Origin of the sequence: Polaromonas sp. AET17H-212, assembly GCF_002379085.1 — a bacterium.
Lineage (GTDB): Bacteria > Pseudomonadota > Gammaproteobacteria > Burkholderiales > Burkholderiaceae_C > Polaromonas.
The window spans coordinates 86788-101955 of the sequence record NZ_NBZW01000006.1 but is presented as its reverse complement, the minus strand read 5'-3'; the positions used below and the strand labels follow the sequence as shown (position 1 = coordinate 101955).

The window sequence follows — 15168 nt, the reverse complement described above, 5'->3', positions numbered from 1 at the left end:
CAATAAGGGCTGCAGGCATAAAACATGCATGGACTTCGCCCCGCCGTGGTGGGGCGGTGAGGCGGGCCTGCGAAGCCGCGCGCGTTCTGCCGCACGGCTCGGCCCGCTTCCCCTACGATAGGGGCTGGCGTCACGCGCACCGGCCGCCCCGGTGCGGCCGCCGCAACCTGGGCCCACAGCGATGTACCGTATGCCGGTTGGTCAAGAAACCCATGTCTTCAGCGACCTCGCCACGCTGATGGCGTGTGCCTCGCCGCTGCGCAGTGGCGACGTGCTGGCCGGGCTGGCGGCCACCTCGGCCGAGCAGCGGGTGGCGGCGCAGTTTGCACTGGCCGACGTGCCGCTGAAAGACTTTCTCCGCCACGCCCTCGTGCCCTATGAAACCGACGAGGTCACCCGGCTCATCATCGACAGCCACGAAAGCGCCGCCTTTGCGCCCGTAGCGCACCTCACCGTGGGCGGCCTGCGCGACTGGCTGCTGGCCGACAGCACCGACACCGCCGTCTTGAGCGCCCTGGCGCCCGGCCTGACGCCCGAGATGGTGGCCGCCGTCAGCAAACTCATGCGCCTGCAGGATTTGATGATCGTCGCCGCCAAATGCAGCGTGGTCACGCGTTTTCGCAACACCGTCGGCCTGCCCGGGCGCTTTTCGGTGCGGCTGCAGCCGAACCACCCGACCGATGACGTGCGCGGCATTGCGGCCAGCATCCTCGACGGCCTGCTGCTGGGCGCCGGCGACGCGATGATAGGCATCAACCCCGCCACCGACAGCCCCGACAGCGCCCACGCGCTGCTGTGCCTGCTTGACGAAGTGCGCAGCAAGCTCGCCATCCCCACGCAAAGCTGTGTGCTCGCGCATGTCACCACCACGCTGGACCTGATCGCCCGCGGCACGCCGGTGGACCTGGTGTTCCAGTCCATCGCCGGGAGCGAGGGCGCCAACCGCAGCTTCGGCATCAACCTGGCGCTGCTGCAGGAGGCGCACGACGCCGCCCAGTCGCTGGGGCGCGGCACGGTCGGCAGCAACCTCATGTATTTTGAAACCGGGCAGGGCAGCGCGCTGTCGGCCGGGCAGCACCACGGCCTGGACCAGCAGACCATGGAGGCGCGCGCCTATGCCGTGGCGCGCCACTTCAAGCCCTTCCTCGTGAACACCGTGGTCGGCTTCATCGGCCCCGAATACCTGTACGACGGCAAACAGATCACGCGCGCCGCGCTGGAAGACCAGTTCTGCGGCAAGCTGCTGGGCCTGCCCATGGGCTGCGACGTTTGTTACACCAACCACGCCGAGGCTGACCAGGACGACATGGATGCGCTGCTGGCGCTGCTGGTGGCCTCGGGCGTCAACTTCGTTATGGGGGTGCCCGGCGCCGACGACATCATGCTGGGTTACCAGAGCACCTCTTTCCACGACGCGCTGGCCATGCGCGATTTTCTGGGCAAGCGGCCCGCACCCGAGTTCGAGTTATGGCTGGCCGCGCAGGGCCTGGTGGACGGCCAGGGCCGCGTGCGGCCGGGCGCCGTGCCGCTGCCGTTTCGGCAACTGCTGGGCAACAGCACCAAGCCATGAACGACACGCAGCAGCTCTCGGCCGAAGTGGATGCGCCTGCCGGCATGGCCGAGCTGTGGGCGGCGCTGCGCCCGCTGACCGCCGCGCGCATCGGCCTGCCGCGCAGCGGCGCCTCGCTGGGCACCCCCGCACTGCTGGACTTTCGCCTGGCCCACGCCCGGGCGCGGGATGCCGTCGGCGCCGCGCTGGATGCCAGTGCCTTGTTGGCCGGCCTGTCGCTTCTGATGGGCCAGCCCGTGCTGGTCTGCCGCAGCGCCGCCGCCGACCGGCGCACCTACCTGATGCGGCCCGACCTGGGGCGCCAGCTCGATGCCGATGCGCTGGCGCTGCTGCAAGCCAGCGGCTCGCGCGGCGGCCTGGCCGTGGTGCTGGCCGACGGCCTGTCGGCCCAGGCCACGCAGCGCCATGCCCTGCCGGTGCTCGAAGCGTTGCTGCCGCTGTTGCAGGCGCAGGGCTGGGCGCTGGCGCCAGTGGTGGTGCTGCACCACGGCCGCGTCGCCGCCGGCGATGTGGTGGCGCGCAGCCTGCAGGCCGAGGCGGTGCTGGTGCTGATCGGCGAGCGGCCGGGCCTGTCGTCACCCGACAGCTTGGGCGCCTACATCACCTGGGCGCCCGGCGCAGCCACCAGCGACGCCGACCGCAACTGCGTCTCCAACATCCGGCCCCAGGGCCTGGCCCCGCAGGCCGCAGCGGCCAAGATCGCCTGGCTGCTGAACCAGATGCGTGTTCAACAACGCTCGGGCTTGGCGCTGAAAGACCAGATGAGCCAGCCGGTGCAGGTGCCGGCGGGGTAGGGCGCGTCGTCAATGACGACAAGCGCGCGACCCGACCGCCGGTCAAACGAATGTCAAGAGGTGCCTCATGCATGAACTGGAACTGAGCAAAGCCTTTACCCTGATGGAGCCAGGGCCTGTTGTCCTGGTGACGACGCATGATGGGCGGAAGGACAACATCATGACGATCTCCTGGACCATGGTGATGGATTTCACGCCGGTATTTGCCATCACCACGGGGGAATGGAATCACTCTTACGCGGCGTTGCGAAAAAACAGGGAGTGCGTCATTGCCATTCCCACGGTGGACATGCTGGACAAGGTGGTTGGCATCGGGACGTGTTCCGGGAAAGACACCGACAAGTTCGGCAAATTCAAGCTCACACCGGTGCCGGGCAAGGTCGTCAAGTCGCCCCTGATCAAGGAGTGCCTCGCCAACATCGAGTGCAAGGTCATCGACATCGTCAAAAAACACAACATTGTTGTTCTAGAGGCAGTGGCCGCCTGGATCGATACCACGCGCAAGGAGAAGCGCACGGTTCATGCTGTCGGCGACGGCACCTTCATTGTTGATGGGCGCAAGATGGACCGCAGGAAGATGATGGCCTCCAAGCTCCCCTACGGTGTTTAGCGTTTATTGGTCAGCGGCGGGGAAGTCCTGGGAGCCACAACGAAACCGGCGGAGTAGGGCTGGTGGGACATTGTCCACGGCGCGTGGAACGGCGCTATATATTTGATAGCTAGTTGCGCCCGCCAAAAAAAGGCTGGCGGCCTAAGTCATTCAGTTCCATCTTCTGCAGTTGTTAGTCGATTCGGTAGCTATCGAGAATATGTAATTATTGCTAGTTAGCTGCCTAAGAGAGCCGTTTCCGCTATCGGCCACTAGCTGCCAGTGACCAAGGTCAGCTTTTGGACACCCTACCAACATGCGTCCGCGAGGTGCTCGTTGCTGCCTGGAACTTGCCAAGGACCTGCTTGGCCGCGCCGGTCCGCTGCGGTCGGCATGCGCGGTCAGATATGCCGGCGTTGACGCTCCTATGTCAAGCAGAAGAGGCAGAATCCTTTAGATCAGCCAGGATGAGTAGGTACAGCTCACGAACGATGAGCGCTTTCGGCACCGGTGGATCTCTTTCTTCGACAGCCCTTCACTTGTGCCCCTTGCGATCACGGCCTGACGCTGGACACCAGGCGCCCCTCGCGGAGCAGCTGCTCGACGGCGTCGGCCTGGCGCTGATCGCGACGGCGCTTGATCTGCTCGCGCGTATCCAGCTTGGCCAGCCACCGCTTGAAGTCCACGAAGATGCCGGGGTCCACCGTGCGCATCCGCGCCATGGAGCCATCGCCGCCGATGACCACCTGTTCGTAGGGCGGTGAGTTCAGGAATTCCTGGGAGTTTTCTGCTGGCACCGGGAGGACGTCTCCTTCCTTGCCGGATATGGAATCTGCCACTTTGTCGTCTGGCCCTTCGCCTCAGGAAGTCGACGGCGAAGCCCTCGGCATTCACAGCCGATTCCTTCTGATCCTCCATGCGCTCGAACGAAGTGTCGACGAGCTGCAGCAGCTGGAGCATGGTCAGCCCGGCGGCGTCCAGGTTGGCCACCAGCCTGATGCGCTGCTGCACATCCCAGAGCAGGTCCACATCCCGAGTCGCCGTGCTCTCCGCATCGAATGCCACGCCTGCGGCGACTTCGTAGGCATAGAGCGCGTGCGTGCCGATCACGCGGTAGTAGCCGCCCAGACCTTTGTTCTCGAGTTCGTTGAGGATCTGGATGACGATGGTAGGAACCCGGGCGGTCCCCATCGACACGTTGCGGCCTCGCGCGACTCGCAAGTCTTTGGTGGACAGCTCGAGCGCCTGCTTGGCTGCGAGCTGGTCCGCCAAGTATTTGTTGTGCAGGGCGACCCGCTCGTCGGTTTGATCGCCGAGCGAGTGTTCTCGGCCGTCGCTCTGCGTTTTGATCAGCTGCAGGATGCCGTCGCGTTCCTGCCAGCTCATCTCCGCCGAGTAGCGGCTTTGCAGCGTCTGGACCGCGGCGGCGTGCCGGTCGAAGGCCGCCGCCGACGCGGCGAGCTGCTGAATTGCATCGTCTTCAAGGAGGGCATACGTCAAAACATAGTCTCCATTGGGTTTCGAGTAGCCGGCGGCGGATCGTTCCTGATCGCTGGCCGGCCGCGCTTCAGACGCGATCGGGGGCGACCTCGCCGGCCGCGGCGAGGGCAAGGACTTCGTTGTTCAGGGCTTCGCTGGCGGCGTCGTCAAGCTTGGTGGCCACCATCGAGGATTCGAGCAATCCCTCCACGAGCCGGATTTGCTGCTCTGTCTGCTCGCTGTCCGCGCACGTGCCCCTGCGCAGTTGACGCGCGTGTTCCCAGCTCACAAAGACCTTCGGATCGAGGGTGCGCATCACGGCCATTTTCCCGGTCTTGCCAACGACCACCTGCTCATAGGTGGGCGCGCGCCCGAGCAGCTTGACCCAGGCGTCGGTATGCGTCGCATGCTGCGACGCAGCCGCCTTGACCCGGAAGAGCATCACCTTCCGCGCCTTCGCTGCGGTCAGGCCGTCCTCAGGGGACTTCCTGGTCTTGGCGCTTGCCTTCGTCTTGGCGGCGGCCTTGGGCATTGAAGGCGCGAAGCGGACGTTCAAATCCCACCACAGGGAATGAGGCACCGCGCTTGCCTCGACCTCCGCGACTGCCCTCAGGGAATGCTTCAGCTGCCGCAGCAGATCGGCCGGCCCGTCCTTCGGGGATTGGATGAGAACGCGCAGCGCGTCGGGATGGCTCGCCAGCAGCTTCCCCTTTTGGCCCTCCAGCTTGACCCCGGACGATTGACTGTAGGCGTAGAGCGCCGGCCAGCCCAGGATGACGCTCTTGTCGGCGAGTCCGTGCTGCTCAAGTTGCGTAAGGACCTCGATAACCTCCGTGGGCACCGCGCCGGCGTGGACGGCCTTGTTCATGCGCTGGTTGGTCTCGACGTTTTCCTTCAGGATCTCGAGGCGTGCCTTCAGGCGGTGTTTCGTCGCCTGGAAGTCGGCGCGCTCCGCCTCGGTAGCCGGCGACCTCTTGCCCTTGCGGTGGATGACGCCGCGCACTTTGTGTAGCAGGTACTCGTAGGCGCCCGCCTTCTTGAAAAACAGGCTCCCCTCGAAGGCCTCTAGTTCGCGCCGCACGCGCACGAACTCCCGAAACAAGCGTGTCGAGTCGATGGCCTGTCGGGCGGCAAGGTCTGTGATTCTTGGCAGTTCCACTTGTTCCTACTCCTTATACTCCTGAAAAATAGGGGTAAATTCAATTAAATCAACGGCTTGAAATGAATTTCAAAGACATTCTAAGGCGGCGCGACGCTCAGGATTGCTCAGATTTGCTCCAATTTTACAGATTTTCTTAGAATGGGTGCAATCAGGGTCTAGTGACGCCCGGAAATCCCGACGATCCGGGGCAAACGTGCGGATCCGCGCCACGGTGTGAATGGCACCCGCGCCACATCAGCGCGAGCGGCGGCTACAGGGGAGCAATTCGAGCATTGGCTGAGCCCGCAATGGGCCCAAAGCCGCCGGTCAGCGGATCCCGCTTGAGCGCCCGCAATGCAGCGATAGCAGACATAGCCAACCGAACGTAGCCAACTATCGATAAGTACACATTGCCGTCAGCCAGCCAATCACCGCGCCATCACAACCTCAACGCCGCCGCATACCCCGTCATCTCCAGATACCCGCGCCCCACACGTTTGCCGTTGCTGTCAATCAACTCGCTCAGACCCTCCCAGTAAATCGCGCCGGTGGACTGGCGGCTGTCGAGCTCCTGGTTGTCGATGACGGCGCGCACGGTGTAGATGTCGGCCGGGGTGCGCACCAGCCACTCGACCGGGTAGCTGGCCTGGCTCAGCGGGCTTTTCCAGCGGCGCACGGGTTTGAAAATTACCTCGCCTTTGCTGAAGGGGTAAACATCGCCTTGGGAGGAGCGAAACGAACCGCCGTCCCACAAGGTGTTGCCGGCCTTGTCGCGCAGGCGGAAGGCGGTGAGGGCGCTGCCGTCGTCGAGGTTCATGCCTATCCAGTCCCAGCCGGTGGCGTCGGGGTGCAGGATCTCTTCGCTCCACTCGTGGTCCAGCCAGGCCTTGCCGCTCACGTCGAAGTTTTGGCCCTTGATCTGCAGGCTGCCGCTGGTGGCCAGTTGCGGCAGGCTGTAGTAGTAGCTGGCCTGCTTTTCTTCGGGCCCCTTGCGCGACAGGCCCTGCTGGCCTTGCAGCAGCACGGGCTGCGTTTCGGTGAACTGCAGGTTCAGCGCAAAGTCGGTGGCGGGCAGGCGGGCGCTGTGGGTGCGCCCCTGGCTTTGCAGCGACCAGTCGCGCAGCTTCAGGGCCATGCCCTGCGTGCTGGCGCTGGCAATGTCAAACCCTTCGCGCGCAATGCGCTGGTCGTGCCAGAGTTTGTTGCCCGCCACATCGGTAACGGCAGCATGCGCGAAGATCAGTTGTTTGGCGGCAAACTTTGACGCCATGCCCTGCGTGCCGTCCACGCGCGAGCGGAAAAACGTGAGCTGGAAACCAAACTGGCGTGTCCCCGAGTTTGCATGGCCGGTGATGTACCACCACTCGGTGCGAAAGTCGGGGTGGGCACCAAAGTCGCGCGGAAACTGCAGCACCCTGGCGGGCAGCGTAAAGGCCGGGCCGGCACCGGCCGCCATGCCCGCCGCCAGTGCCTGCAACAGGCGGCGGCGCACCGGGCTGTGCGCAAGTGGGGCAGGTGTGGCGAGGGGGCGCATCAAATCATTCTCGCAGCAAGCACGGCCGGCGTGCCGGACAACTCCGGGTTGCGAGGCCCGGGTGTAAGGTCTATCCTTGAAGCGTTGATGAAACCCTTTCCTTTGACCTTCCCTTTGACTCTCTGCAGGAGATGCACCCATGTACAAGCAAATTTTGTTGGCGTATGACGGCTCCAAGGCGGGGCAGAAGGCGCTGCTGGACTGCCAGGAGATTGCGCAGTGGAGCCAGGCCTCGCTGACCCTGATGGCCGTGACGCCGCTCTACATGGACCTGATCGGCGTGGAAGGCGGCGTGTACGACAGAAGCCTGGCCGAACACGAGAAGGAAAAGTACACCGCCATTCTGGGCGAGGGCTTGCGCCAGCTGGCCGGGGCGGGCCACCAGGCCAAAGGCGAGGTGGTGGTTGGCGAAACCGTTGACGAAATCACCAAGTACGCGAAAAAGATCAATGCCGACCTGATCGTCGTGGGTCACAAACATCTGGATGGCTGGGCGGCGCGCTGGTGGCGTGGTTCGGTGTCCAAGTCGCTGATCGAACACGCGCCTTGCAGCGTGCTGGTGGTCATCACGCACTGAGAGGCTCAGCCTCTGAGCCCCGGGCTCGGGGCCGGCCCGGTCAGCCGCAGCAGCCGCGCTGTTCTTGTATCGGCGGGCATTTGACCGAGCCGTAAGAGCAAAACACGCAGCAATCGCCCGTCTTGGGCCGCAGCAAGGCCTTGCAGGCCGCGCACTCATAAAAAAACTGGCACGCGTCGGTCGGCATGGTTTCCGTTGCCGCATGGCCGCACATCGGACAGGCCAGCAGTGACTCAAGAATGACGCCGCTCATGGCTGCGTTTTGACGGTGGACGGGTAGCCGGCATTCCCGGTCGCTTTGGCCAGCGCGGGAGCCGAGGTTTTGGTGTCATCAAAAGTGACCACGGCCTGGCGTTTTTCATAACTTACCTGGGTGCCGGTCACGCCCTTGACTTTTGACAGGGCTTGTTTGACGGTGAGGGGACAGGTAGAGCAGGTCATGCCGGGCACGTCCAGCGTCACGGTCTGGATGGCCGCTTGTGCCTGCGCCGCGAGCAGCGGCAGAGCCAGCAAGGTGGCGTGGAGGGTCAATTTTTTGGGCAGCATGGTCAATCCTCGATGGGTCGTGTGGGTCAATAAAAAAGCGGCGCGATGTAGGGATAGGAAAACGCGATAACGACCAGGCCGGCCACCGCCCAAAACACCGCCTTGTAGCCCGTTCTTGCGGCGGGCAGGGCGCAGATGTCCCCTGGCTTGCAGTCGGCCTCGGGCCGGTAAATGCGCCGGCCGGCCAACAACAGGGCAAGCAGGGCGGCGCCGATGAAATAGGGCCGGTAGGGCTCCAGGCTGGCCAGGTTGCCGAGCCAGGCGCCGCCCAGGCCGACCGATACCAGCACCAGCGGACCCAGGCAGCACGCCGAGGCCAGAATCGCCGCCAGGCCGCCCGCGGCAAGCGTGGCTTTTGTGTTTGTGTCCGTGGTCATAAAAATTGCATTTTTCAGATGAGGTCGAATGTAAACTCTGTACTTATGTACGGAGTCAAGCCCCCAGACCAGACATTGACAATCGGCCGCTTGGCCAGTGCGGCCGGCGTGAACCTGGAGACGGTCCGGTTTTACCAGCGCAGCGGCCTGATCCATGAACCGCAACGACCACTGAGTGGCTACCGGACCTACGGCAGCGGGGATGTGCAGCGCATCCGTTTTATCAAGCGGGCCCAGACCCTGGGCTTCACGCTCGAAGAAATCGCCACGCTTCTGCAGCTCGACAAAGCGACGGCCTGCTCCGAAACCCGCCAGTTGGCGTCGCGCAAGCTGGGCATGGTGCAGGCCAAGCTGGAGGACCTGCTGAAGATGCAATCGGCTCTTGTCGAAATGATCCATCAATGTGACACGCCACAGGCCGATGGCCGTTGCCCGATCATCACGGCGCTGGCCGGGGACTGAGAGGCTGAGAGTCTTTTGTTCATACCCGCCTATCACGCCAAAACGCACCCACTCGTCGTTGCAAATGCGCGCCATGGCCCGAGCCATGGCTGTGCTTTGTGCCTCGATTGGGCACGTTTTGACGCGCTACTCGGGCACGACCAAAAAACTCTCAGCCTCTGACTGGGTTCTTCAGGCCGGCGCGGAACAGACCCGGGGCGCCGGGGTGACTTGCCGGCCGTCCTTGACGGTCAGCACGACGGCCCCTACCGTCCCCGCGTCTGGTGCGGCAGCACGGTGTGCCGCTTGCTGCCATGCTGGCGCGTCGGCGCATGCACGGGGGGCTGCTTGCCGGCGCGCAGCCGCTGCACGGGTTTGGCTGGCGCAACGTCGGCATCCGGGGCCGGCGCGCCGGGAAACAGGTTGCCGAGTTGCGCGCCCAGCGCACGCCAGCTTGGCAGCAGCCAGATCACCAGCAGACAGACAAGGGCCAGAACAATGGCCGCCAAGACGATGTTCATGATGCAGCACCTCCCGAAAAAACGCCTGGAAACACACGCTTCATGCTACGCCGGTTGACGGCCTTGTGCACTGGGATTTTGGAGTGGTTTGCCGACGCGGGGCTGAGCCCGCGCACCCGCATCGAACTCAACCACAACGAGACCATGAAAAGCCTGCTGGCCGCGGATGACGGTGCGGCGGTGTTGCCGCTGGCGCATGTCGGCGAGCAGTTGCACCAGAGGGTGCAGGTGGTTCCGCTCAAGCCGCCGGAAGCAGTGGCCGGCGCCACGCGCAACCTGCTGCCGACGCTGGCGCAGTTCCGCCAGGCTTGACGGGGCTCAGTGAGTGGGTGCGGTCTGGAAAACAACTTCGCCGCTGGGCACGTGCACCACGCGGACCTCCTGGCAGGTCGGGTCGGCCAGGCTTTTGACGGCCACGGCCACGGCCAGCGAGCGGTCTGTATAGAGTTGACTGAGGGCGGTGGGCGGGAGCAAACTGCCACGCAGCGCGTTCCTGCTTTCAATGCGGTATTGAGCGGGAGTCATGGTGAATGTGCCTTCCTGAGGTTTTGCGACCATCGTAGGTTTACCTTGCGACGGCGTCATGACAATCCTCAAAATTCCACGTCTCAGTGAGGGGCAGTTGGTAAGCAAATGAAAGGGGAGTAGCGCGCCATTTCGGCAGATAGCCTTGCCGCCAACTTTTGCGGCCAGTCCCGAAAAACCCTGCCGCCTGTGTCGCCCTGTGTCGCCATGGGGTGGCAGGTGATGGGGTTCAGGCGCTACCAGTCTTCCTTGACGGCCAGCACCGCGTCCCTGCCTGCGGCTGCACGGCCGGCCAGCCAGGCGGTGACGGTGCCGGCCAGGATGACCGCCGCGCACAGGCCCAAGAGCCGCGCCCAGGGCAGGGCCAGGTCCATGGTCCAGTGAAAGCTTTGCGGGTTGACCACATGCACCAGCACCAGCGACACGGCCAGCCCCAGGCCCAGCCCGGCCAAGGCGCCGGCCAGCGTCCAGGCGGCGCCTTCGCCGGCCACCAGCGTGAGGATTTGCCGGCGCGTGAGCCCCAGGTGGGCCAGCAGGCCAAACTCCTTGCGCCGCGCCAGCACCTGCGCGCTGAAGCTGGCCGCCACGCCGAACAGGCCGATCGCAATGGCCACGGCCTGCAGCCAGTAGGTCACGGCAAAGCTGCGGTCGAAAATGCGCAGCGAGGTGGCGCGGATCTGGCCGCTGGACGCAAACTCGATCAGCTCGCCCGAGCCCGCCTGCGCCTGCGCCAGCGCACGCACGGCCTGCTGCAGCTGCGCGTCACCCGCGCCGGGCGCGCGCCACAAGGCCAGGTCGTTCACGCGCCGGTCGCCGGTGAGGGCTTCGAAGTCGCGCCTGTCCATGGCAATGGCGCCGAACTGGCGCGCATAGTCACGCCAGACACCGGCCACGTAGAACTTCGGGTGTGCCTGGGGTGCTCCTGAATTCATAGCTGCTTGCGACCGCGCATCAAGGGTCAGAGCCTCAAAATATCCTGAAATTCGGGTGAACACGGTGCCCGGGCGGGCGCCGTACAGGTCAACCATGGGTTCACTCACATAAATCGCCACGTGACCGGCCGGCACCGGCAGCGGGCTGCCCACCAGCGGCAGGCTGCCGGCCGGGTCCTGCAGGTCGCGGGCAATCAGCGCCACCGCGGGCTGGTCGGGGTCCAGCAGCAGGGCGGTCACGCGCAGCGTGCTCAGGCGCGCCACGCCCGGCAGCTGCGCGAGCGCCTGCACAAAGGTCGGCGAGAAAAACACGGTGTCGCTGGCTGCGCTGGTGCTGGCAGTGCGCACATACAGGTCGGCCGGCAACACCACGTCCAGCCAGTGGGTGACCGAGTCACGAAAACTCGCCACCATCACCGTCAGCGCCACGGCCAGGCTCAGCGAGGCGACCACGCCGCTGACGGCGACCGCTGCGCTGCCGCGCACACGGCGCGCCCGTTCCACCGCCAGCAGCGGCAGCAGGCGGCGCGACACATGCGGGGCGATGCGGTCGTACAGCAGGGCGATCAGCCAGGGCAGCGCACTGATGCCGCCGACCAGCAACAGCCCGACCGACAGGTAGGCGCCGAGCGCGATGCCAAAGACCGGTGGCGTCAAGGCCAGCAAGCCGGCGGCGGCCATCAGCAGCAGGCTGAGCCGGTAGGGCGTGCCGCCGGCCGGTGGTGCACCCAGGCCTTTGAGGGTTTGCGCCGGCGGCAGCTTTTGCGCGGCGCGCGCCGGCCACCAGCCGCCCACCAGCGCCGCGGCCACACCCAGCAGGCCGTACACCGCGGCCGCGCCGGCATTCCACTGCAGGGCCGGGGCCACGCCGGAAAAGTAGCCGCCGCCCAGGTCGCCGCCCAGCACCCGCAGCGCCAGCGCGGCCAGCGCCGTGCCCAGCGCGATGCCGGCGACGCTGCCGACCGTGCCCAGCAGCGCCGACTCCCAGAGCACCAGGCGCAGGCGTTCGCGGCCGGTCAGGCCCAGCACGCCGAGCAGGGCAAACTGCTGCGCACGTTTGGCCACGCTCAGCGACAACACCGAAAACACCAGGAAGGCGCCGGTGAACAGCGCCACCAGCGCCAGCACCGTCAGGTTGACCCGGTAGGCGCGTGACAGGTTGCTCACGCGCTGCGCGTCGTCCCCCGGCTCGGTGGCCGTGATGCCGGCCGGCAGTTGCAGCGAACTGATGAAGGCGGCACGGTCGGCGCCGGCCTGCAGGCGGATGTCGATGCGCGAGAGCTGGCCGAGCCGGCCGAACAGTTCCTGCGCGGCGCCGATGTCCATCACCGCCAGCGCGGCACCGCCGGCGCTGACGCTGCCGGCCACCCGGGCGTCCAGCAGCTGCAGGCCGCTTTGCAGCTGCAGCCGTTCGCCGGGCAGGCTTTGCCGCGCTGCCGCATTGAGAAAAACCGCGCCGGGGGCCAGCAGGGCCAGGCGTTCGGCCCCGGCCGCGGGCACCGGCATCAGCGCCGGGGCCAGTGCGGCGACCACCAGCGCATCGACACCGACCACGCGCAAGGCCACACGCTGGCCGCCCGGAGCGACGGCGTAGGTGCTGAACTCCAGCACCGGGCTGGCCAGCGTCACCTGCGGGTGCTTGGCCACCCGCGCATAGACCGCTTCGTCAAAGCCGCCGCGCACCGCGCGCAGCTCCAGGTCTGGCTGGCCGTTGACCGAACGCACGGCCTGGGAAAACTCGGCCAGCGCCGAGGCATTGATCAGTTGCACCGAAAACGCCAGCGCCACCCCCAGCATGACAGCCACCACGGCCGCCGCATTGCGCCACTTGTGGTGCAGCAGCTCCTGCCAGGAAAAGGTGGAAAGAAGGGCGAGCATGCGGTGGATTGTGCCCCCCAGTCTGCCAACGGTGATTAAGCTATGGTCTTTCCCAGCCATTGAATGAAAGCCCCCTCGCCATGCAGCTTCCCACCTACGACGATGTTGTTGCCGCCGCCGCGCGGATAGCAGGCCATGCGCACCACACGCCGGTGCTGCGCTCGGCCACCGCCGATGCGCGCTGGGGCGTGCAGTTTTTCTTCAAGTGCGAGAACTTCCAGCGCATGGGTGCCTTCAAGTTCCGCGGGGCCTTCAATGCGCTGTCGCGGTTTGACGCCGCGCAGCGGCGCGCCGGGGCCATCGCGTTTTCCTCGGGCAACCACGCGCAGGCGGTCGCGCTGTCGGCACGGCTGCTGGGCATGCCGGCGCTGATCGTGATGCCGCGAGACGCGCCTTCGACCAAGCTGGCGGCCACACGCGGCTACGGCGCCGAGGTGGTGCTGTACGACCGCTTCACCGAAGACCGCGAGGCGCTGACCCTGCGGCTGGCGGCGGAGCGCGGCATGACGCTGATCCCGCCCTACGACCACCCCGATGTGATCGCCGGCCAGGGCACGGCCGCGAAAGAATTGATCGAGGAGACCGGCCCGCTGGACCGCCTGTACGTGTGCACCGGCGGCGGCGGGCTGACCAGCGGCTCGGCGCTGGCCGCCCGCGCGCTGGCGCCGCAGTGCAAGGTGTACGGCGTCGAGCCCGAAGCCGGCAACGACGCGCAGCAGTCGCTGCGTGCCGGGCGCATCGTGCATATTCCGGTGCCGCAGACCATCGCCGACGGCGCGCAGACCCAGCACCTGGGCGAGTACACCTTCGGCATCATCCGCCGCGATGTGGACGACATCCTCACCGTCAGTGATGCGCAACTGGTGGAAGCGATGCGTTTTTTTGCAGAGCGCATGAAGATGGTGGTGGAGCCGACCGGCTGCCTGGCGTTTGCCGGCGCCTGCACGGACGCGCAGGCGATCCGGGGCGCCCGGGTCGGCGTGATCGTGAGCGGCGGCAATGTGGATCTGGCGCGTTACGCCGACCTGCTGGCCGTGCGCTGAGGCAGCCGCCCCGTCCGCCCCCGCCCTGGCCCGGGATCGGGCTGGTTTGTGGGGCTGCATTGACAAATCGCAAGTTTCTTTTTCGGCACCTGCCCACAATGGAAACATCTGCCATTCACGGGGGACGACGATGCAGGTTCCAGTCCATATCCAGTTTCGCGGCATGCCGCCTTCCGAGGCGCTGGAGGCCAGTGCCCGCGAACATGCCGACAAGCTGGAGACGTTTGCGCCGGACATCATGAGTTGTCGGGTGACCATCGAGCTGTCGCAAAAACACCAGCACCAGGGGCGGCCTTACAGCGTGCATATTGACCTCACGCTGCCCGGCCATGAACTCGTGGCAAACCGGGACCAGGATGGGGATGTGTATGTTGCCTTGCGGGATGCCTTCGACAACATGAAGCGCCAGATCGAAGAGGTGGTGCGCCAGCGCAGGGGCGATGAAAAGCAGCATGCCGTGCCCTTGCACGGCGAGGTCGTGCGCCTCGATGGTGAAGGCGGCTTCGGCTTCATCCGCACCCCTGATGGCAACGAGTATTACTTCAGCCGCGACAACGTGGCCGGCACACCTTTTGAACACATGGAGACCGGCAGCGCCGTGCAGTTTCTTCCAGAGGCCGGCGACGAGGGCCTGCAGGCCAGGCGCGTGAGCCTGGGCAAACACGGCATGGGTTGAGCGGCCAATATGAATGGACAGGAATTGACAGAAATTGACAACATGTGACACGTCTGGGCCATCGGGAGAAAAACATGGGCGAACGTCTGACGACAGGAGAAATTTGCACACGCAGTGTGACCATCGCTTTCCGGACAACCTCCGTCGATGGCGCGGCGCGCCTGATGCGGGACAACCATGTCGGCTGCCTCGTGGTGGTCGATGAGGTGGACGGCCGGCGCATCGTGGTGGGTGTGCTCACCGACCGTGACATCGTGACCGCCGTGGTCGCGCCGGGAATCGATGCCACGACCTTGACCGTTGACGACGTGATGACCACCGATCTGGTCACCGCGCGCGAGGACGACTCGCTGATTGACCTGATGCGCAGCATGCGCCGCAAGGGGGTGCGCCGCGTTCCGGTGGTGGGCGGGCAGGACGAACTGATCGGTGTGGTGACACTCGACGATGTGCTCGGCGTCCTGTCCGAGGAGTTGAGCCTGCTGGTGGGCACGGTCGACAGCGAAGGCAAACGCGAACGCAAGATGCGGCAATAGGCAACAGGC

At 65.5% G+C, this 15168-nt stretch carries 18 protein-coding genes; 9 read left to right on the top strand and 9 right to left on the bottom strand.

The window, feature by feature from the left end:
• The first annotated feature begins 181 nt into the window (after positions 1 to 181).
• From B7G53_RS07445 to B7G53_RS07435, 3 genes are all read left to right on the top strand, one after another.
• The gene (locus B7G53_RS07445) at positions 182 to 1570 is read left to right on the top strand and encodes an ethanolamine ammonia-lyase subunit EutB (RefSeq protein WP_096665865.1); all 1389 of its coding nucleotides are present in this window, start codon (positions 182 to 184) and stop codon (positions 1568 to 1570) included.
• Complete coding sequence (gene eutC, locus B7G53_RS07440) at positions 1567 to 2364, top strand: ethanolamine ammonia-lyase subunit EutC (RefSeq protein WP_255249932.1); 798 nt, start codon at positions 1567 to 1569, stop codon at positions 2362 to 2364. The genes B7G53_RS07445 and eutC overlap by 4 nt, the downstream gene beginning before the upstream one ends.
• Positions 2365 to 2431: 67 nt before the next feature.
• On the top strand, positions 2432 to 2974 hold the full coding sequence (locus B7G53_RS07435) for a flavin reductase family protein (protein WP_096665862.1): 543 nt from the start codon (positions 2432 to 2434) through the stop codon (positions 2972 to 2974).
• A gap of 432 nt (positions 2975 to 3406) precedes the next feature.
• On the opposite strand, the gene B7G53_RS23420 is transcribed toward B7G53_RS07435, so the two are convergent.
• The 3 genes from B7G53_RS23420 to B7G53_RS07420 form a co-directional block, all read right to left on the bottom strand.
• A complete protein-coding gene (locus B7G53_RS23420; protein ID WP_096665859.1) occupies positions 3407 to 4453 on the bottom strand; it encodes a GSU2403 family nucleotidyltransferase fold protein in 1047 nt (348 codons plus the stop codon).
• Between the two features lie 67 nt (positions 4454 to 4520).
• On the bottom strand, positions 4521 to 5591 hold the full coding sequence (locus tag B7G53_RS07425) for a hypothetical protein (protein WP_096665856.1): 1071 nt from the start codon (positions 5589 to 5591) through the stop codon (positions 4521 to 4523).
• A gap of 421 nt (positions 5592 to 6012) precedes the next feature.
• A complete protein-coding gene (locus tag B7G53_RS07420) occupies positions 6013 to 7107 on the bottom strand; it encodes a lipocalin-like domain-containing protein (protein ID WP_096665853.1) in 1095 nt (364 codons plus the stop codon).
• Between the two features lie 139 nt (positions 7108 to 7246).
• On the opposite strand from B7G53_RS07420, the gene B7G53_RS07415 reads away from it, so the two are divergent.
• The gene (locus B7G53_RS07415) at positions 7247 to 7684 is read left to right on the top strand and encodes a universal stress protein (protein ID WP_096665850.1); all 438 of its coding nucleotides are present in this window, start codon (positions 7247 to 7249) and stop codon (positions 7682 to 7684) included.
• Between the two features lie 40 nt (positions 7685 to 7724).
• Here B7G53_RS07415 and B7G53_RS23170 read toward each other — a convergent pair whose 3' ends face one another.
• From B7G53_RS23170 to merT, 3 genes are read right to left on the bottom strand one after another with little or no spacing between them, the layout of a single operon-like run.
• On the bottom strand, positions 7725 to 7937 hold the full coding sequence (locus B7G53_RS23170) for a GDCCVxC domain-containing (seleno)protein (RefSeq protein ID WP_096665848.1): 213 nt from the start codon (positions 7935 to 7937) through the stop codon (positions 7725 to 7727).
• A complete protein-coding gene (gene merP / locus B7G53_RS07405; RefSeq protein WP_096666041.1) occupies positions 7934 to 8230 on the bottom strand; it encodes a mercury resistance system periplasmic binding protein MerP in 297 nt (98 codons plus the stop codon). The genes B7G53_RS23170 and merP overlap by 4 nt, the downstream gene beginning before the upstream one ends.
• A gap of 26 nt (positions 8231 to 8256) precedes the next feature.
• The gene (gene merT, locus B7G53_RS07400; RefSeq protein WP_096665845.1) at positions 8257 to 8607 is read right to left on the bottom strand and encodes a mercuric ion transporter MerT; all 351 of its coding nucleotides are present in this window, start codon (positions 8605 to 8607) and stop codon (positions 8257 to 8259) included.
• A gap of 75 nt (positions 8608 to 8682) precedes the next feature.
• Here merT and merR point away from each other — a divergent pair, with 75 nt between their 5' ends.
• Entirely contained in the window at positions 8683 to 9069 is a 387-nt protein-coding gene (gene merR, locus B7G53_RS07395) for an Hg(II)-responsive transcriptional regulator (RefSeq protein ID WP_441338968.1), read from the top strand.
• 245 nt (positions 9070 to 9314) lie between these two features.
• Here merR and B7G53_RS23165 read toward each other — a convergent pair whose 3' ends face one another.
• The gene (locus B7G53_RS23165) at positions 9315 to 9569 is read right to left on the bottom strand and encodes a hypothetical protein (protein WP_141396311.1); all 255 of its coding nucleotides are present in this window, start codon (positions 9567 to 9569) and stop codon (positions 9315 to 9317) included.
• Between the two features lie 42 nt (positions 9570 to 9611).
• Between B7G53_RS23165 and B7G53_RS23160 the strand changes: the two genes are divergently transcribed.
• Entirely contained in the window at positions 9612 to 9881 is a 270-nt protein-coding gene (locus tag B7G53_RS23160; protein ID WP_141396310.1) for a LysR family transcriptional regulator substrate-binding protein, read from the top strand.
• Between the two features lie 6 nt (positions 9882 to 9887).
• Here B7G53_RS23160 and B7G53_RS22470 read toward each other — a convergent pair whose 3' ends face one another.
• Together B7G53_RS22470 and B7G53_RS07385 are read right to left on the bottom strand one after the other, a co-directional pair.
• Positions 9888 to 10094, bottom strand: coding sequence for a hypothetical protein (locus B7G53_RS22470; protein WP_141396309.1), 207 nt, complete (start codon positions 10092 to 10094; stop codon positions 9888 to 9890).
• Positions 10095 to 10330: 236 nt separating this feature from the next.
• Positions 10331 to 12904: an ABC transporter permease gene (locus tag B7G53_RS07385; protein WP_096665839.1), complete on the bottom strand. Its 2574-nt coding sequence runs from the start codon at positions 12902 to 12904 to the stop codon at positions 10331 to 10333.
• An 80-nt stretch (positions 12905 to 12984) separates the two neighbouring features.
• Here B7G53_RS07385 and B7G53_RS07380 point away from each other — a divergent pair, with 80 nt between their 5' ends.
• The 3 genes from B7G53_RS07380 to B7G53_RS07370 all read left to right on the top strand — a co-directional run bounded on the left by B7G53_RS07380 (position 12985) and on the right by B7G53_RS07370 (position 15159).
• Positions 12985 to 13947 carry a threo-3-hydroxy-L-aspartate ammonia-lyase gene (locus B7G53_RS07380; RefSeq protein ID WP_096665837.1) on the top strand — a complete coding sequence of 321 codons (963 nt, stop codon included), beginning with the start codon at positions 12985 to 12987 and terminating at the stop codon, positions 13945 to 13947.
• A 130-nt stretch (positions 13948 to 14077) separates the two neighbouring features.
• Complete coding sequence (locus tag B7G53_RS07375; RefSeq protein ID WP_096665834.1) at positions 14078 to 14623, top strand: HPF/RaiA family ribosome-associated protein; 546 nt, start codon at positions 14078 to 14080, stop codon at positions 14621 to 14623.
• Between the two features lie 74 nt (positions 14624 to 14697).
• The gene (locus B7G53_RS07370) at positions 14698 to 15159 is read left to right on the top strand and encodes a CBS domain-containing protein (protein ID WP_096665832.1); all 462 of its coding nucleotides are present in this window, start codon (positions 14698 to 14700) and stop codon (positions 15157 to 15159) included.
• Positions 15160 to 15168: the final 9 nt, after the last annotated feature.

Coding starts and splice junctions, on each gene's coding strand:
- B7G53_RS07445 (WP_096665865.1), top strand. CDS start 182: ATGTACCGTATGCCGGTTGGTCAAGAAACCCATGTCTTCAGCGACCTC.
- eutC (WP_255249932.1), top strand. CDS start 1,567: ATGAACGACACGCAGCAGCTCTCGGCCGAAGTGGATGCGCCTGCCGGC.
- B7G53_RS07435 (WP_096665862.1), top strand. CDS start 2,432: ATGCATGAACTGGAACTGAGCAAAGCCTTTACCCTGATGGAGCCAGGG.
- B7G53_RS07420 (WP_096665853.1), bottom strand. CDS start 7,107: ATGCGCCCCCTCGCCACACCTGCCCCACTTGCGCACAGCCCGGTGCGC.
- B7G53_RS07415 (WP_096665850.1), top strand. CDS start 7,247: ATGTACAAGCAAATTTTGTTGGCGTATGACGGCTCCAAGGCGGGGCAG.
- B7G53_RS23170 (WP_096665848.1), bottom strand. CDS start 7,937: ATGAGCGGCGTCATTCTTGAGTCACTGCTGGCCTGTCCGATGTGCGGC.
- merP (WP_096666041.1), bottom strand. CDS start 8,230: ATGCTGCCCAAAAAATTGACCCTCCACGCCACCTTGCTGGCTCTGCCG.
- merT (WP_096665845.1), bottom strand. CDS start 8,607: ATGACCACGGACACAAACACAAAAGCCACGCTTGCCGCGGGCGGCCTG.
- B7G53_RS23165 (WP_141396311.1), bottom strand. CDS start 9,569: ATGAACATCGTCTTGGCGGCCATTGTTCTGGCCCTTGTCTGTCTGCTG.
- B7G53_RS23160 (WP_141396310.1), top strand. CDS start 9,612: ATGCTACGCCGGTTGACGGCCTTGTGCACTGGGATTTTGGAGTGGTTT.
- B7G53_RS22470 (WP_141396309.1), bottom strand. CDS start 10,094: ATGACTCCCGCTCAATACCGCATTGAAAGCAGGAACGCGCTGCGTGGC.
- B7G53_RS07385 (WP_096665839.1), bottom strand. CDS start 12,904: ATGCTCGCCCTTCTTTCCACCTTTTCCTGGCAGGAGCTGCTGCACCAC.
- B7G53_RS07380 (WP_096665837.1), top strand. CDS start 12,985: ATGCAGCTTCCCACCTACGACGATGTTGTTGCCGCCGCCGCGCGGATA.
- B7G53_RS07375 (WP_096665834.1), top strand. CDS start 14,078: ATGCAGGTTCCAGTCCATATCCAGTTTCGCGGCATGCCGCCTTCCGAG.
- B7G53_RS07370 (WP_096665832.1), top strand. CDS start 14,698: ATGGGCGAACGTCTGACGACAGGAGAAATTTGCACACGCAGTGTGACC.